Raw genomic sequence first — 14573 nt, 5'->3', positions numbered from 1 at the left:
CTACAGCACTCGTTTGTTCAAACGGCTCTTAAGTTCCTTAATCACCTTGGTTCGTTCTTCGATTTCGCCCAGAAGTTCCACCATGGAGGAGTCGTTCTTCACGTCGGTAAAAAGCTGGGTCTTGATGGATCCGTGAAGCTTTTGGCCCAGGCGGGTAAAGCATCTGCGGAGCTTGGACTCCTCCATCGCCAGGTCAACACGGGTAAGCACCGCGGAGGCACAATCCATGCCCTTGTTTTTTAGCTTATTTAGAGGTGTTTCGCTCATTTGTTTTTTTCCTACGTCTATAAAAAAATTAGTTTTTTATCCGTAATACAATTGGAGATTTTCTATGAGTCGTCGCGATCGTAGACATGCTAAGCAAGATGCTAAGAAATTTGTACCCAGCAAGAAGAAAAGCTTGAATACCTGGGTTATCGTTGCAATTGCAATTATTGCCGTGGTTTTCTATGTGGGAACCACGCTTATCCAGAGAGGCTAGAATGAAGTTCGAAATCAAGAAGTCCGTGTTGCAGGAAGCCTTGCAGACTGCAATTACAGCAATTCCTAACAAGTCCACCCTTCAGATTTTGAACAACTATTCCCTCCGTCTGGAAGGCAATATCCTCGAAATCTGCGCTACTGACTTGAACCTGGGTATCAGGACCAAGATTGAAGTGAACGGCGAACGTGACGGCGAAGTGGTCGTGAACGCCCGTAAGTTCTCTGAACTCATCAAGGCTCTTGTAGACCCCGCTATCGAAACCGTAAGCATCGACGTCCAGGATTACCTGACCAAGATCAAGTGGAGCGAACGCGGCCAGGCTTCCATTATGGGCTTTGACGCAAGCGACTTCCCTCCGTTCCCGGAAGTGGAAGGCGAAAGCATTACGTTTGCCGCATGCGAACTGGCATTCCTCGTCGAAAGAACCGCATTTGCAGTTTCTAACGACTCTACCCGTCTGAACCTGAACGGCGTATACCTGGAAGCAACCGACGGCAAGATTTCCATGGTCGCAACCGACGGTCACCGTATGGGCCGCGCAAGCATCGAACAGGAAGGCGTCAGCCTCCCCGGTGGCATCATCGTCCAGCCCAAGGTTCTCCAGCAGATCCTCCGCATGGCAAAGAACGACGACCAGATCGAAGTTCGCACCACCGAAACCCACATCCTGCTTTCCACCGGTTCTACCCAGATTATTTCCAAGCTGTACGACGGACCGTATCCTAACTACCGCGCAGTGATCCCCCAGAGCTTCGAACGTACCGTTCAGGCCAACACCACCGAACTGCAGAACAAGGTCCGCAGCATCCTGCCTATGGCTAATCCCCGTACCCACCAGATCCGTTTCCAGATCGATGGCAACATGGCAGAAATCAGCGCAACCGACCCGGATGTTGGCGGCGAATCCCGCGAAGCACTGGCTGTCACCCATAGCGGCGAAGGCAGCTTCAGCATCGGTTTCGACGGTCGCTACATTTCCGAAATCCTCGGCATGTGCAAGAGCGAAGAAGTCATCCTGAAGATGAACAACCCCATTGGCGCTGTCATCATCGAACCGGTTGGCGAAGGCCTCAACTTCAGCTTCCTGCTGATGCCGCTCCGCCTCACGGACTAGGTCCAAAACATTGCGATATTAAAAGTCCCGCCTTAGTAGGCGGGATTTTTTCGTTTACGAAAACTTGGTTGCCGGCGGCATGATCCGCTCGGATTTTTTTATTACAAACAAATTAATAAATTCTATTTTCTGGATATAATGTCCCGACGCTAGACTTTAAACAGCACACGGAACTTCTGGTTGCCAGTTACATCGTGAATGAGTTCGATGTAATGCTTTTGTGCAAGCAGGTCAAAAAGTTTGCCCTGGGAATTGACCTGGTGATCAGAGAACTTGAAGCCAGGAATGCGCTTGGTAAGGCGCTGGCCGAAGGAACTGGAAACAATCCATGTGCCTTTTTCATAGGACAGCAGGATGTCCACAAAGACCAGGACTTCGCTATCGGTAAAACCGAGACTCGTCAGGTAGGCAGCCACTTCGCGGTTGCTGTTGAACTGCACCACGCGTTCCTCCAGAACCGCCAGAAAGTCAGAAGGATTGAGAATCTGGGTCAAGCTCTTGCGGGAACGCTGGAGAGTTTCCTTGTCCGCCACCAGATCGCTTTCCGTCTTCTCGATGACCTTCTGGATTTTCTTTAGGCGGGTAAGCGCCTTCTTGCAGGACTCATCGGATGCAAGGTCAAACTCGAAAGCAAAATAGTGAGACAGGTAATTACGCTTGCTGACAAAGGCATCCAGGGATTTGCTACGGCGGGCACGGTTTCGTTCACCGATCTCGACATTCTTCTCCACCTTGGGGCCATACACCAGGTCCAGAAAGGTCTGCTTGAAGTTGGCGAAAGAACCAACCTTGCCTGCAGACTTTCCTGCAATTTCGGAATCGCTGGCGTCGCGGTCTACAAGACGTCTCATCTGCCATTCGATACGCTGGCAGCGGAACTGCAGTTCCCCGAGAAGATTGTAGACTTGAGACTTCATAAAACTAAAGATAGTACATTTGTCAAGAGTGAAGTGCGACAGGAATACCATAAGCCATTGCCTTGCGGTAGACAGCGGCTGTGCACTGATTCTCCCCGATGGACCAGAACACCAGGGAAGCAGCGCACATGGAGACAAGTTGCGTGCAGTATCTGTACGTGGAATAGCCCCAGCGGGATTTCCAGAAGCAGGACACCACCAGAAGGCGGTTCTCGTAAATGGCCTTGGCGCAGTCCGTGTTGAAACCTTTCGGGAACGAACGACCCAGCAGCCAGATGGCGCGCCCGCCATGACGGAGGTGCAAGCGAAGGATTTCCTGTTCCGCACGGGTAAAGAATGTCCCCACCAGACACTGGCGCCGCGCCCCCATCTTGATCGCCCACTGGCAACGTTCCGAATCCACGTTGCTTCGCGCCTGTTCGCCAGCAAAAACGCCAATGCGGTTCTTTCGCCCCATGCGCCAGAGGGAAGCATTGCCAATCCAGCTCATTCCTGTTAAAGTCAAGGCACGGTTGCATTCCAGCAGTTCGAAGTCCTGACGATGCATTTTCGGGACAGGCTTGCAGGAGGATTTCCACGGGCGCTTCTTGCGAAACTGGAAAGCGGACGTTACAGGAGACTTCTTTTCATCAAGAGAATTCTTTCCGTCAAGAGAATTCTTTTCGTCAGGAGGATTCGTCGCGAACATCAGAACACCTCCACCATCTTGCCGTTCGCTTTAGCACGATTGTATATGGGCTGGATCATGCTCCCCTCTTTCATGGACCAGATGGCGAGACGACTGGAATACATATCTGCCAGGTGGGCGCAATAACGGGCGGTCGCATAAGTGTGCTGTTCCCGATTAAAGCAGGAGACAATCAGCAGGCGCCCCTTGCGAATGGCGTCCTTGCAAAAGTTGGACAGTTCCGCCGGAAGGGAGCAACCCATAAGCCATACCGCCGAGCCGCCAAATTTCAGGACGTGATATAGAATTTCACATTCCCCCTGGGAGTGAAATGTCCCGATAACGCAACAGCGCTTACGCCCCTTGGACATGGCCCACTGTTCCCGCAAAAATCCAATCGCAGGATCTTCGCTACGGGATGCGAACACACCGATACGCGACCAGGGCAAAGTCAGGAGAGTCGGATCCCCCACGTAATTGCCGCCAAACATTTCCAGCTTTTCAAAATGCACCGGATGAGGGAGCAACGCCCTCATTTTCTTTTTTCTGTTCATAATGACCTCTCCAATTTTTTCAAGTCTTTTCTAGTTATTTCCGTTCGATTCCGTTTGTTTCGTTTTTGTTTCGGTTTGTTTCGGTTTGTTTCGTCGCGGGCAGCCCGCATCGCAAATTCAGAGCATAAAAAAAAAGACCGCCACTGCGGTCCGCCGGATTTTCCGGGTCTTGCAGGAAGCGATCTATGAACTCTTTGAATTTGTATGAAATAATATAGTAAAAATTTCAGGTCTTCGTCAAAGACACCTTGCAGGAAAGATTGTCATCAAACAAAAAACCGCTACAAAAACAGCTATTGCCGTTTTACACAACGAACGGAACGGCCGTCTGCTGCACTGAAACTGCTGAGACGCGCAACAGAACTGCTAAAATCCAGATAGAGATAGTAGGCGAAGGCGGATTCCTGCGAGTCGGCAGTTGCACTCCAGAGATGAGCATAACCGCCGATACCATCGAACTTATCGGACTTAAAGCCTGCGGGAAGAGCGCGGAAGCCAAGGGCGTCATCGCCATTCCCCTTCTTGAACCACCCGCTGGAAGCCTTGAGAGCCTTACCCGATTTTTCACCAGCGGTAGCCATAAGTTTCTCAAAATTTTCGCGGGTAGGCAGGCGCCAGCCAGCAGGGCACGCCACCTTTGCGGCCTCCCAACTGTAGAGGCGGCCATACTTGGAGCAATTACGTTCATCACCCTCGGGGCAGAAACTTCCAGACGCCACTTCGACGCCGGAGTAGTTCAAATTTTCAGCCATCCAGATTTGACCAGCAATATCCACCACACTGTAGCTCTGTCCATCTCGATCGTCCGTAAAATTACTGGAGCATGACACCAGAGTACAAAAAGCCATGGCCATGATGGCTGGACAAATTAAAGAATAAAGTGAGGAAAGTCTAATTTTTAAACCAATCATATTTCTTGACAACCCACAAGGCCGCGAAAAGTTTATCGTCAAATATATACTACATTCTATATATAGAATTTTGTCTGGGATACACGAATAAGGAGATTTAGAAGAACATGAGTGGTGGAAGCATAGTCCTCTTTGTCGTTCTCGCCGTAATCGTCATCGGTGTCCAAGTCGCTATCAGGCAGTTTCAGACCGAGAAGGCGAAGCAGATCAAGGAAGGCCTTGCCAAGAAAGCCCTGGAAGAATTTACCAAGGATTTAAGCGTCAAGCAAGTGGAAACCACCAAAGCTCCCGACGGATCCCAGACCTCCACGGCAACCAAGGTCGCTCCTGAGGCAGTCATTAACCCGCTGCTTGCAAAATACATGCAGAAGCTGGAGCCCACCATTTCCAAGATGGTGAATTTCTTCCAGGATTTTCTGCTGTTCAATGGCGTAAGCGACAAGCTCCGCATGCACATTACCAACCAGAATGGAAGCAGCCCCTCCGACGAACTTGCCACCATTTTTCTCACGGACCTGGCCTACATTTCTGAAAAGTCCGGACATCCGGTAGATATACAGAAGCCGGAATCCTGCGGCTTCATTTCCCTGATGCTCCGCCTGCGTTCTTCCACACCTTGCGAAATTGACTGGAAACGTTTGACACTCCAGACCATCGTCAACAATGACGTGGACGTAAGTGCCCTGGTTTCTGAATTGAAGCAGAACCGCGCGCCCCTGGAAAGAGCCGGAGATTATTTCCTGTTCCCTTCCGTCTTTGCGGATTTCTCCCCGGACGCTACAAAAAAATACATGCGCCTGATGTATGACTTTTCTGCGGCACTTGCAAATATTGACGGCAAGTTGACCTTGACTGAAATTCAATGGTTGCAGTTCATGGAAAGATACATTGGCGGAAATCGTTTCGCTAACCGAACGAGAGATATTAAGTTCAGTCCCCGAACCATCAAGTACAAGGATGCTTGTGATTCTGAAAACGATATGGATGGAGCTGCCGTTACCGCAAAGGTTACGACCTTATCCGCCCAGCAGTGCGCAGAAGACGCCGAAAAGCAATTGAACGCTTTGATCGGTCTTTCCTCCGTGAAGCAGGAAGTGATTACCTTCCGTAATTTCCTGAGAATTCAGAACGAAAGAAAGAAGAAGGGATTGTCCGTTCCGCCTACTTCCTACCATCTGGTTTTCTCTGGAAATCCTGGCACCGGCAAGACCACTATCGCCCGCATTATGGCGCAGATTCTGAAGTCCCTGGGAGTAATTTCCAGCGGTCATCTAGTAGAAGCATCCCGTAGCGATCTGGTAGCTGGCTACATGGGACAAACAGCCATCAAGACAAATAAGGTCATTGACAGTGCATTGAATGGAGTGCTGTTCATCGATGAAGCCTACACTCTTTCCAGAAGTTCCGAAAATGATTTCGGACAGGAAGCCATCGATACTTTGCTAAAGCGTATGGAAGATGATCGCGACCGGCTGGTGGTCATCATCGCTGGCTACACCGACGAAATCAAGAACTTCGTCAATTCCAATCCCGGCCTCGCCTCAAGATTCAATCGCTATATCAACTTCCCGGACTACTCCGAAAGCGAGCTGGAAGAAATTTTCAAGTTGCTGGTGGATAAGTACGATTACATTTTGAACGATTCTGCGCGGGCAGCTCTGACAGAATGCGTGGAGAAGGCAGTCCGCGAAAAGGATTCCCATTTCGGTAACGGTCGTTTTGTCCGCAACCTCTTTGAAAAGACCATCGAGCGCCAGGCCAATCGTTTGGCAAAGGTGGAAAATCTCGGTCAGATTAACATCAGTGAGATTGACGGCAGGGATTTTGCATAGTGTCTGAAATCTTTACCAAGTACATCGCCAACGAGGAACATTACAGCGAAGTCATTGAACGCATCGCTAAAGTTCGTGACACCCTGTGGATCGGTACCGCCGACATCAAGGACTTGTATGTAACGCAGAACGGCGAGGCCATTCCCCTGCTGGGGCAAATTGCGGGCCTGCTGAAACGCGGTGTGACGCGTGCTTTGCCCCCGCGTCCATTTCAAGATGGTGATTTTCGACCTGGAAGTAGCCTACATCGGATCTGCCAATTTGACCGGCGCCGGCATCGGCATGAAGAGCGCATTGAAGCGAAACTTCGAAGCAGGCATCCTCACCAACGACCCACAAATCGTCGAAGCCGCCATCAACCAGTTTGACACCCTATGGATGGGCGCCCACTGCAAGAACTGCGGCCGCAAGGAATATTGCGGGGATAGGATTAAGTAAGGACGTTTTGCAGCGGCGCAACTACGCCTTATAAGTCGCGCAGATATCCGATGCAATTTTCAAATTCCGAGCCAGTTCTTCCATATATTCATTGGCTATGTAATCGGGGCCGTAACCAAACAGCCCTGTCTCACGATCAAAAAGCATTTGCGCAGTAGTGGACTGCATAAATACGGCAGCCATTTCGTCATCGGAACAGTTCTGCATTTTTGCCAACTTTCGAATAGCCATCTGAGCCAACAGGCACATGGAAAATTCAATCTCCCGTTCAAGACTCATAGACGCACCGCCTTCACAAACTTAAGGCAACCCAGAGCCTTTACACTTCTGAAGCACCACTGGTCCACCAGATTTTCCGGTTCCAGAAAACCGATTGCGATTTCACCAGCCCTATCTGATTCTACAGGGCCATAGAGGCCATCTATATATGCAGAAATCACAGTATTTGTCTTGTCATTGGCAATTTTTCCACAAATCAAATCGTAGCTTCGCCACTTTTCAACTTCGCCAGGGAAAACACCTTCGCTACGATGTGCAGCAACACAATGCAGCCAGGATAAATCCGCATTTTCAAATGTAAATGTCTGCAGGGAATTATCAAGAACACATTCATAGACATTTACAAAACCGCGACCATGATCCGAAAAATAGACGCCTCGACTTGCGGCCTTCTTAATGGATGTTTTAACAAAGTTTCTCGCCTGAATTTCGTTCGTTGTCAGATAAAATCCACGGCCAAAATCTTTTGCATTGCTGCAGAACGCCAAATCCGGATGTTCAACGGCGCAATAGCTTCCATGATAGAGAGTCACCTTTTCATTCATAGCACAACTCCCTTTGACTTCAGGAACACACCGACCTCTTCAAGGTTTGCGGCATCCCCCTGGACATGGAATTCCTCGTACATTTCACGGATATATCCATAAACGCCATTGACAGAAAACAGTCCTGCAATTTCTTGCATACTCTTGTTCCAGGTCTTTACAGCAAGTCGCACAAGCCGCACCTGCATCAGGACTATCTCATCTGCACGATTCATGTGGGGTAATATAAAAATTTGCCAAAAGACAAAAAGGAGACACACACACCCTCATTTGATTCTCCTCAATTTTTCCCATCCAAAATTTAGGTAATCAAGCTCAAAACGAAATGATAATATATATTTACATTACAGCTTAATACAAATTCGCCTATGAAACGTCTATTCTTTCTTTTATTAGCCTTTTGCATTGTCCCTCAGACTCTGTGGGCAAAATACGTTGCAATTCTTGAAACCATTTCGGAACCTTCCGCAAAGGATAAAATCTCCACGGAAGAACGCCGTTACCTTACCGACGTTTTACGAGGTCTTGCAATTCAAAGCTTACCTGCGGAGCAGAACTTCACCATCATGACTCGCGAGAACATCAATGTGATGCTTCCTCCCGGCAAAACCATTGAAGACTGTGAAGGAAGCTGTCTTGCCGAAACAGGTCGAAATATCGCTGCAGACTACGTTTCCCAAGCCCGTATTACTTTGGTGAGTGGAGAACTGGCCATCAGTGTAGAAATGTACGAGACTGCCGGTAACAAATTGATTTCCAGTTTTAACGGCAAAGGCAGTACTATCAACGATGTTGAACAAATCATCAAGGAACAATCCGAAGAATTTTTCAAGAAGGTCAAAAACGCAGGAACTGGATGGGGAGAATTTTCCGTCGATAACGCTTTTGCATTCCAGGCTATTCAAAAGGTCATCGTAGAAATCACATCCAATCCGGAAGGAGCCCTCCCCACGGTGGATGGCAAGGGGGTTCCCAAGTGCACAAGTACTCCTTGTAAGGTTTTGTTGGAAGCAGGCGAGCATCGTTTTGTAGCCAGTAAGGAACACTACGACGACACCGAAGTTACAGTTGCTATCACTGAAAACAATCAGCGAGTATCCTTGACATTGGAACCCATCTTTGGTTACTTAAACGTTTCCCCCTCGCTGACCGATAGCATCGGCGATTTGAAAGACGTAACGCTAACTGTTGATGGTTCTAAAGAAAAAGATTTGGCCATCCTTCTTGACCAAGGTCCCCACCAGGTTACCATTAGCCACCCCTGCTACGATCCTGCTCATTTTAATGTCGCCATCGAGAAAGGGAAAAACCAGACTATTGAAAAAAAGCTTGTTCGCGGTTCATGCGGTCTTGAACTGAATGTGGAAAAAAATGATGTTCCACAAGAAGTAACCGTATATATTGACGGAGCCCCTATTGGAAAAACACCATTCTCTGGAACTATTCCACTTTGCTCCCAAATTACTGTAGGCGACTCTACCTATGCCGAAGAAGTGAAAACCGAACTAAAATGGCATGAAGTCACAAAAATCACACATTCCATGGGAGAACCTCCACAGCCTACGCCAATCGCAATTCCAGAACCAACTGAAGTAGCAGCAGAAACTCCTGCAGAAATTCCTACAAACATTCCAGAAACATCACTTGAAAATTCTAAAGATTTTCATTGGGGATTGATTGCTGCAAGCGGAGCAGTCACTGCAACAGGAGCCATTCTCGCAATAGTAGGCAACAGCAACGCAAAGAGCGCAAGCGAGAAGGGTTTCAAGAATACTGCGGAATACAAGAAGAATTTGAAAGATGCCGAAAATGGCCAAAAGTTAAGAACCGCCGGTATTATCACCGCAATTGTAGGCGCCATTGGCGTCGGTCTGTCTTTCGCATTTTAGGGGATATCATAATGAAAAAGTTATACGCATTATTATCCATCTCCATACTTTTACTTCTCAACGCCTGTAGTGACTATGCTGATGATATTAAAGATGAATACCAGGAACGATTAACAGCAGGATCCATTGAGTGCGATAAATATATTGAAGGTACGCAAGTTTCCACCATTGACGGAGGAGACCGTATCTGTAAAGACGGCGCATGGAGTCCTGTTGTTTCTGACCATCCCAAAAGTTCAAGTTCAAACACTACAACGCATCTTTCCTCCACAATTCAACACGAATCAAAAAGTTCTTCATCAGAAAGCAATCAATCCTCTAGTTCATCTTCTAGTGCAGTGACTGCGCTATATTTATGCCCTGACGGAAGTCACGCCGTTGACTACGAAAGTTGCGAGAAGGAAGATTGCAAAAAGTATTCGGGGGATTTAGTTTGCCTTGAAGACATTATCGCAGAACATGGCGAATGTGTTGAAAACATAGAAGATTCCATCGGTCTGGTCAGCAGAACCTATTTCATTTGCAAAAACTCTGCTTGGTCCGAAGCAAACACATTTGAAGTAGATACTTATCGTTGGGAGTCTGGTAAAGATGGTGACACAAAATTTGGACAAATACAAACAGAGAACTGCTATGTATACGATACCAGTTCTGCATATAATAACTGGCGAATAGGAGACGATATTGATTGTGAATTAGGTTTTGGCGGTTGCACTCATGCAAAGGAAGGAATAACCCAAAAAACAGAATCTAACAGCTATTTTTCTTGCATAGATTTAAAGTGGGTCGCAGCATCTAAATTCGTCATTGATACGTACGGTTGGGTACCCGATACAATCGATGGAGCCTGGAAAACAGGCAACGTCAATGTCAACGAATATTACGTCTTTGACAAAGACAATAATGGTTGGAGAGCTAGCATTTCAGAAGAAGATCACTCTGAAATAAACGGTTGTACAGCTAGACGCCAAGGAGAAATGGACATCATTCACTATGCGGATGACATAAATGAAGTGTACTACGAAACAGAATATATTTGTTTTGAAAAAAAATGGTTCAAAGCAAGAGAAATGCAATGGGATTTACCTCGTGACATTTATTTAAATCCTAGTATTACATACGGAATCCTTGAAGATGATCGAGATAACAAATCTTATAAAACAGTCACCATAGAAAAAGGAGAATTTGTTCAAACTTGGATGGCGCAAAATCTCAATTATTTAGATTCAGTCAGCACTACATCCCTAAAAAAACATGTTTGGTGTGGCGCCCGAGAATATGAAAACTGGACCGTTGAAGAAAAAAAATGCGATGTTGCGGGAGCGATCTACGACTGGTCTGCAGCAATAGATTCACTCCAAATTTATAAAGAATTCGGAAAAAAATGCGGAGCTGGGAAGAACTGTCTATTCGACACCTCTATTCAAGGGATTTGCCCAAATGGTTGGCGCCTCCCAACATCAAAAGATTGGGATAAACTATATGATATTGTTGGTGGAGAAGAAAATCTCAAATCTCGTATTGGCTGGGGCACCAAATACGAAGACAAGTATGGTTTTGCAGGAATCCCAAATTTCAATGACAAATACGACGTTGGAGCTGATTGGTACAACGAATTCATTTTTTTAAGTTCTGATCAACTATCATCACAAATCTACGGACATTCACAAAGTTTCGGAAGTATCCGTTGCGTGAAAGATCCTCTACCAGAGTCATGTGAAACTGAAAATTCCGTATACGAATATGGAAATGCATTCTACATCTGCCATAGCTCTAAATGGGAAAAAACAGACTGGGCTACATACACCTATGGAGCATGCACCTCCCATAAAGAGAATGAAATAGAAAAAGGCCCTATCGGGGGTGTATACTATATGTGTTCTGAAGGCGCTTGGATCGAAACGCCTTATTCATACGGGAATTGCAATACTAGCAGAGAAAACGAACTTGTGTCATTCGAAAATGATTTTTACTTGTGTAAAAATGAAACCTGGGAACCTGTAACGCAGTTGGAATATGAAAATGGGATATGCACATTAGAAATTGAAGGTAAAATTGCATCAATATCCTCATCTAGAGAAGGGTATTACACTTGTACGAATGAAAAGTGGGAGTATATCAACACATGTCCCACAGACAAGGAAGAGGGAGAAACATTCTTCCTTGATGGTTGTCATAGTTGCAGATGTTCAAAAGGCGCCCTCGTTTGTCGAGGATGCTAATCCTAGCATAACTTTTCTTCACTAAAACAGCCCGCAGCGTTGAACTGCGGGCTGTTTTTTCGTCACTGGATCCTTCGACTTCGCCGCTTTGCGGCTTCGCTCAGAGCCTGTCCTGAGCCTGTCGAAGGAATGACACGCCGCTTGCGGCGTATCACTTAGTGAATGCGTCGTAGATGGCCTTGATGGCCTTGTTCATGTCGTCTTCATCCACACCGGTGATGATGTTGATCTGGGAAGAACCCTGGTCGATGATTCGGACGTTGACGCTGTTTTCTGCAAGGGCGGTGAAGAGCTTTGCAGCAACACCGATCTTGTTGGTCATGCCATGGCCAACGGTAGCGATAAGGCTGATGCCCTTGAAGATCTTGATGCGGTCCGGATGCATCTGCTGAGTGATGTCTTCCATGACCACGTGTTCAACGGCTTCCAGCTTCTTAGTATCCACAACGATGCTCATGGAGTCGATGGCGCTGGGGCACAGTTCGTAGGAAAGGCCTTCGCCTTCGAGAACGGCAAGCACGCGGCGACCGAAACCAACTTCCTTGTTCATCATGGACTTTTCGATGTAAATCATGGAGAAGCCCTTACGGCCTGCAACGCCGGTAATGGGAAGCTTGGTGGATTCCGGAGTGGGGCCGATGATGGTGCCGGCGTCTTCCGGGCGGTTGGTGTTGCGGATATTGATAGGAATCTTCTTGGCGCGGCAAGGAGCGATGGATTCGTCATGAAGGACGCTTGCGCCGGAGTAGGCCAGTTCGCGGATTTCGCGGTAAGACACGTATTCGATGGGCAGCGGATTTTCCACGATGCGGGGGGCAGCCATCAGCATGCCGGAAACGTCGGTCCAGTTTTCGTAGGTTTCGGCGTCGATAGCGTTGGCGAGAATTGCGCCGGTAATGTCGGAGCCGCCGCGGCTGAAGGTCTTCAGTTCGCCACGGGTGTTGGAACCGTAGAAGCCCGGAAGAACGTAGAGCTTGTTCTCGTCGGAAAGGGCCTTGGCGATGGTTTCGTAGCTGGAAGGCAGAATGCGGTACTTTTCATCGAAAGTGATGATGGGATAAGTATCCACGAATTCTGCGCCCAGGTACACGGACATGACGCGAGCGCTCAGGTATTCGCCACGGCTTACGAGATAGTCGGTGGTGATGCTTTCCACGTCGTCGCGGAGCTGCTTTTCAAGCTTGTCCAGGTCTTCAGCAACCTTGGGTTCGATGCCCAGGTCTGCACAAATTTCAAGATAGCGATTGCGGATCAGGTTCCAGGGTTCGGAGAAATCCAGGTGTTTGGAAGCGAGATCATAGGTGCTGTAGAGAAGGTCGGTCAGCTTGGTTTCCTTGGGATTGCGCTTGCCCGGGGCAGAGACCACAACCACCTTGCGCTTTGCGTTAGCGGAAACGATGTTCTTGATTTTCTTGAACTGACCAGCGTCGGCAACAGAGCTGCCGCCGAACTTACATACGATTCTAGACATGTTTTTTCCTTTGGGCTGCCGGCCCCTGGGTCCCAAGCCTCGCGCCCCATTCGGAGCGACAAACCTTCGACTCGGACCTACTTGCCTAAGCCAGCCTCTTGTGATACCCTGAAACGTCTCCATTCTACGTATACAAATGTAAAATTTCAAGGGCGAGCGTAAAAATAGTAAGAAAGCCCATGCAAATCAACCCAAAATAACGTGTATAGGGTGAGGAGTTCAAATGAAACAAACACAAAACCTTCTACACATCGCCTCCAGCTCCAACATTTCAGTGCTGCTCCAAGGAGAATCCGGTTCAGGCAAGGAAGTGGCGGCACGATTCATACACGACCACAGCAAGCGTAGTAACGGACCATTTATCGCCCTCAACTGCGGAGCCATCGCCCACAGCCTCACAGAAAGCATCCTGGAAGGTTCCCGAAAAGGAGCGTTCACAGGCGCGGTGGGAGACCAGCTTGGCGTAGTGCGGGCGGCCAACGGAGGCACACTGTTCCTAGACGAAATCGGAGAAATGCCGCTGGAAGCCCAGTGCAAGTTATTGAGAATTCTCCAGGAACGGTCCGTCATGCCTCTTGGCGCAACCACAAACATCCCGGTGGACTTCCGGCTCATTTGCGCTACCAACAGGAACTTACGTCAGGAAGTCGCCTCCGGACGCTTCCGCGAGGATCTGTACTTCAGGCTGAACGTCTTCCCTATTAAAATCCCCGCCCTACGGGAACGTACGGACTTCGCCACGCTGGCGCAGAACCTCTGGCGAGAAGCAATCTACAGCCAGGAAAGCACTTACCTCGGGAGTCCCTCTGGCGGGTACGTCGCGGGCCGTCACAATCAGGCGGCCGCAGGCTGTTCCATAGCGCCACCTCTATCGACGCAGGAGGTGCAGTCCCTCGCCAGCAAACCCTGGCCGGGAAATGTCCGTCAGTTAAAGAACGTGCTGCAGCGTTACGCCCTGCTCCGGCCCCACGGAACCTCCCTAGGGGAAATCCTTCGGGACGAGTTCGCGGATCCGCCCTACGGACATGCCCGAGAAATGAGCCGCCTCCCTACGCAGGAAGATTCCAGACTATACAATCCGACGCCGGACTGGAACATCCTTCGGGAGGAACTTCACAGAAACAACTGGAACAAGACCGTTACCGCGCAAAAGCTTGGGATCAGCAGAGGGAGCCTTTGCTACCAAGTGCGGAAACACCAAGGTGCCACCCCGCAGGCGGAACCTACTTGAGATATTCGCTTGTTCAGAA

At 48.5% G+C, this 14573-nt stretch carries 15 protein-coding genes and 1 pseudogene; 7 read left to right on the top strand and 9 right to left on the bottom strand.

Translation table 11 applies throughout. The annotated features are described in order from the left end of the window. Nucleotides 1–267 carry a hypothetical protein gene (locus BGX12_RS04840; protein WP_109734963.1) on the bottom strand — a complete coding sequence of 89 codons (267 nt, stop codon included), beginning with the start codon at nt 265–267 and terminating at the stop codon, nt 1–3. A 64-nt stretch (nt 268–331) separates the two neighbouring features. On the opposite strand from BGX12_RS04840, the gene BGX12_RS15480 reads away from it, so the two are divergent. Further along, nucleotides 332–481: a hypothetical protein gene (locus BGX12_RS15480; protein ID WP_158278171.1), complete on the top strand. Its 150-nt coding sequence runs from the start codon at nt 332–334 to the stop codon at nt 479–481. Between the two features lies 1 nt (nt 482). After that, the gene (dnaN, locus tag BGX12_RS04835; RefSeq protein WP_109734962.1) at nt 483–1598 is read left to right on the top strand and encodes a DNA polymerase III subunit beta; all 1116 of its coding nucleotides are present in this window, start codon (nt 483–485) and stop codon (nt 1596–1598) included. A gap of 149 nt (nt 1599–1747) precedes the next feature. On the opposite strand, the gene BGX12_RS04830 is transcribed toward dnaN, so the two are convergent. From BGX12_RS04830 to BGX12_RS04815, 4 genes are all read right to left on the bottom strand, one after another. After that, nucleotides 1748–2515 (bottom strand): hypothetical protein, encoded by a 768-nt coding sequence (locus BGX12_RS04830; RefSeq protein WP_109734961.1) that lies wholly within the window; start codon nt 2513–2515, stop codon nt 1748–1750. Nucleotides 2516–2537: 22 nt separating this feature from the next. Further along, nucleotides 2538–3203 carry a hypothetical protein gene (locus BGX12_RS04825; protein WP_109734960.1) on the bottom strand — a complete coding sequence of 222 codons (666 nt, stop codon included), beginning with the start codon at nt 3201–3203 and terminating at the stop codon, nt 2538–2540. Continuing rightward, nucleotides 3203–3736, bottom strand: coding sequence for a hypothetical protein (locus BGX12_RS04820; protein ID WP_109734959.1), 534 nt, complete (start codon nt 3734–3736; stop codon nt 3203–3205). Before BGX12_RS04820 ends, BGX12_RS04825 begins: the two co-directional genes overlap by 1 nt. Before the next feature lie 293 nt (nt 3737–4029). Continuing rightward, on the bottom strand, nt 4030–4584 hold the full coding sequence (locus BGX12_RS04815; RefSeq protein ID WP_233246258.1) for a fibrobacter succinogenes major paralogous domain-containing protein: 555 nt from the start codon (nt 4582–4584) through the stop codon (nt 4030–4032). Nucleotides 4585–4754: 170 nt separating this feature from the next. Between BGX12_RS04815 and BGX12_RS04810 the strand changes: the two genes are divergently transcribed. Both BGX12_RS04810 and BGX12_RS16075 read left to right on the top strand, forming a co-directional pair. Continuing rightward, a complete protein-coding gene (locus BGX12_RS04810) occupies nt 4755–6479 on the top strand; it encodes an AAA family ATPase (RefSeq protein WP_109734957.1) in 1725 nt (574 codons plus the stop codon). Between the two features lie 8 nt (nt 6480–6487). Beyond that, nucleotides 6488–6917 (top strand): annotated as a pseudogene (locus BGX12_RS16075) (phospholipase D family protein). 21 nt (nt 6918–6938) lie between these two features. Here BGX12_RS16075 and BGX12_RS04800 read toward each other — a convergent pair. From BGX12_RS04800 to BGX12_RS04790, 3 genes are read right to left on the bottom strand one after another with little or no spacing between them, the layout of a single operon-like run. Then, on the bottom strand, nt 6939–7196 hold the full coding sequence (locus tag BGX12_RS04800) for a hypothetical protein (RefSeq protein WP_109734956.1): 258 nt from the start codon (nt 7194–7196) through the stop codon (nt 6939–6941). Next, a complete protein-coding gene (locus BGX12_RS04795; protein WP_109734955.1) occupies nt 7193–7741 on the bottom strand; it encodes a DUF3990 domain-containing protein in 549 nt (182 codons plus the stop codon). Before BGX12_RS04795 ends, BGX12_RS04800 begins: the two co-directional genes overlap by 4 nt. Next, the gene (locus tag BGX12_RS04790; RefSeq protein WP_146196249.1) at nt 7738–7956 is read right to left on the bottom strand and encodes a DUF3791 domain-containing protein; all 219 of its coding nucleotides are present in this window, start codon (nt 7954–7956) and stop codon (nt 7738–7740) included. The genes BGX12_RS04795 and BGX12_RS04790 overlap by 4 nt, the downstream gene beginning before the upstream one ends. A gap of 153 nt (nt 7957–8109) precedes the next feature. Here BGX12_RS04790 and BGX12_RS04785 point away from each other — a divergent pair, with 153 nt between their 5' ends. Next, entirely contained in the window at nt 8110–9630 is a 1521-nt protein-coding gene (locus BGX12_RS04785) for a PEGA domain-containing protein (RefSeq protein ID WP_109734953.1), read from the top strand. 11 nt (nt 9631–9641) lie between these two features. After that, nucleotides 9642–11852 (top strand): FISUMP domain-containing protein, encoded by a 2211-nt coding sequence (locus BGX12_RS04780; RefSeq protein WP_109734952.1) that lies wholly within the window; start codon nt 9642–9644, stop codon nt 11850–11852. A gap of 151 nt (nt 11853–12003) precedes the next feature. Here BGX12_RS04780 and BGX12_RS04775 read toward each other — a convergent pair whose 3' ends face one another. Beyond that, complete coding sequence (locus tag BGX12_RS04775) at nt 12004–13323, bottom strand: aspartate kinase (protein ID WP_109734951.1); 1320 nt, start codon at nt 13321–13323, stop codon at nt 12004–12006. 223 nt (nt 13324–13546) lie between these two features. On the opposite strand from BGX12_RS04775, the gene BGX12_RS04770 reads away from it, so the two are divergent. Then, nucleotides 13547–14554, top strand: coding sequence for a sigma 54-interacting transcriptional regulator (locus BGX12_RS04770; RefSeq protein ID WP_109734950.1), 1008 nt, complete (start codon nt 13547–13549; stop codon nt 14552–14554). The last annotated feature ends 19 nt before the right edge of the window (nt 14555–14573 follow it).

Origin of the sequence: Fibrobacter sp. UWR4 (assembly GCF_003149045.1) — a bacterium.
Lineage (GTDB): Bacteria > Fibrobacterota > Fibrobacteria > Fibrobacterales > Fibrobacteraceae > Fibrobacter.
This window is presented reverse-complemented; position numbering and strand designations above follow the sequence as displayed.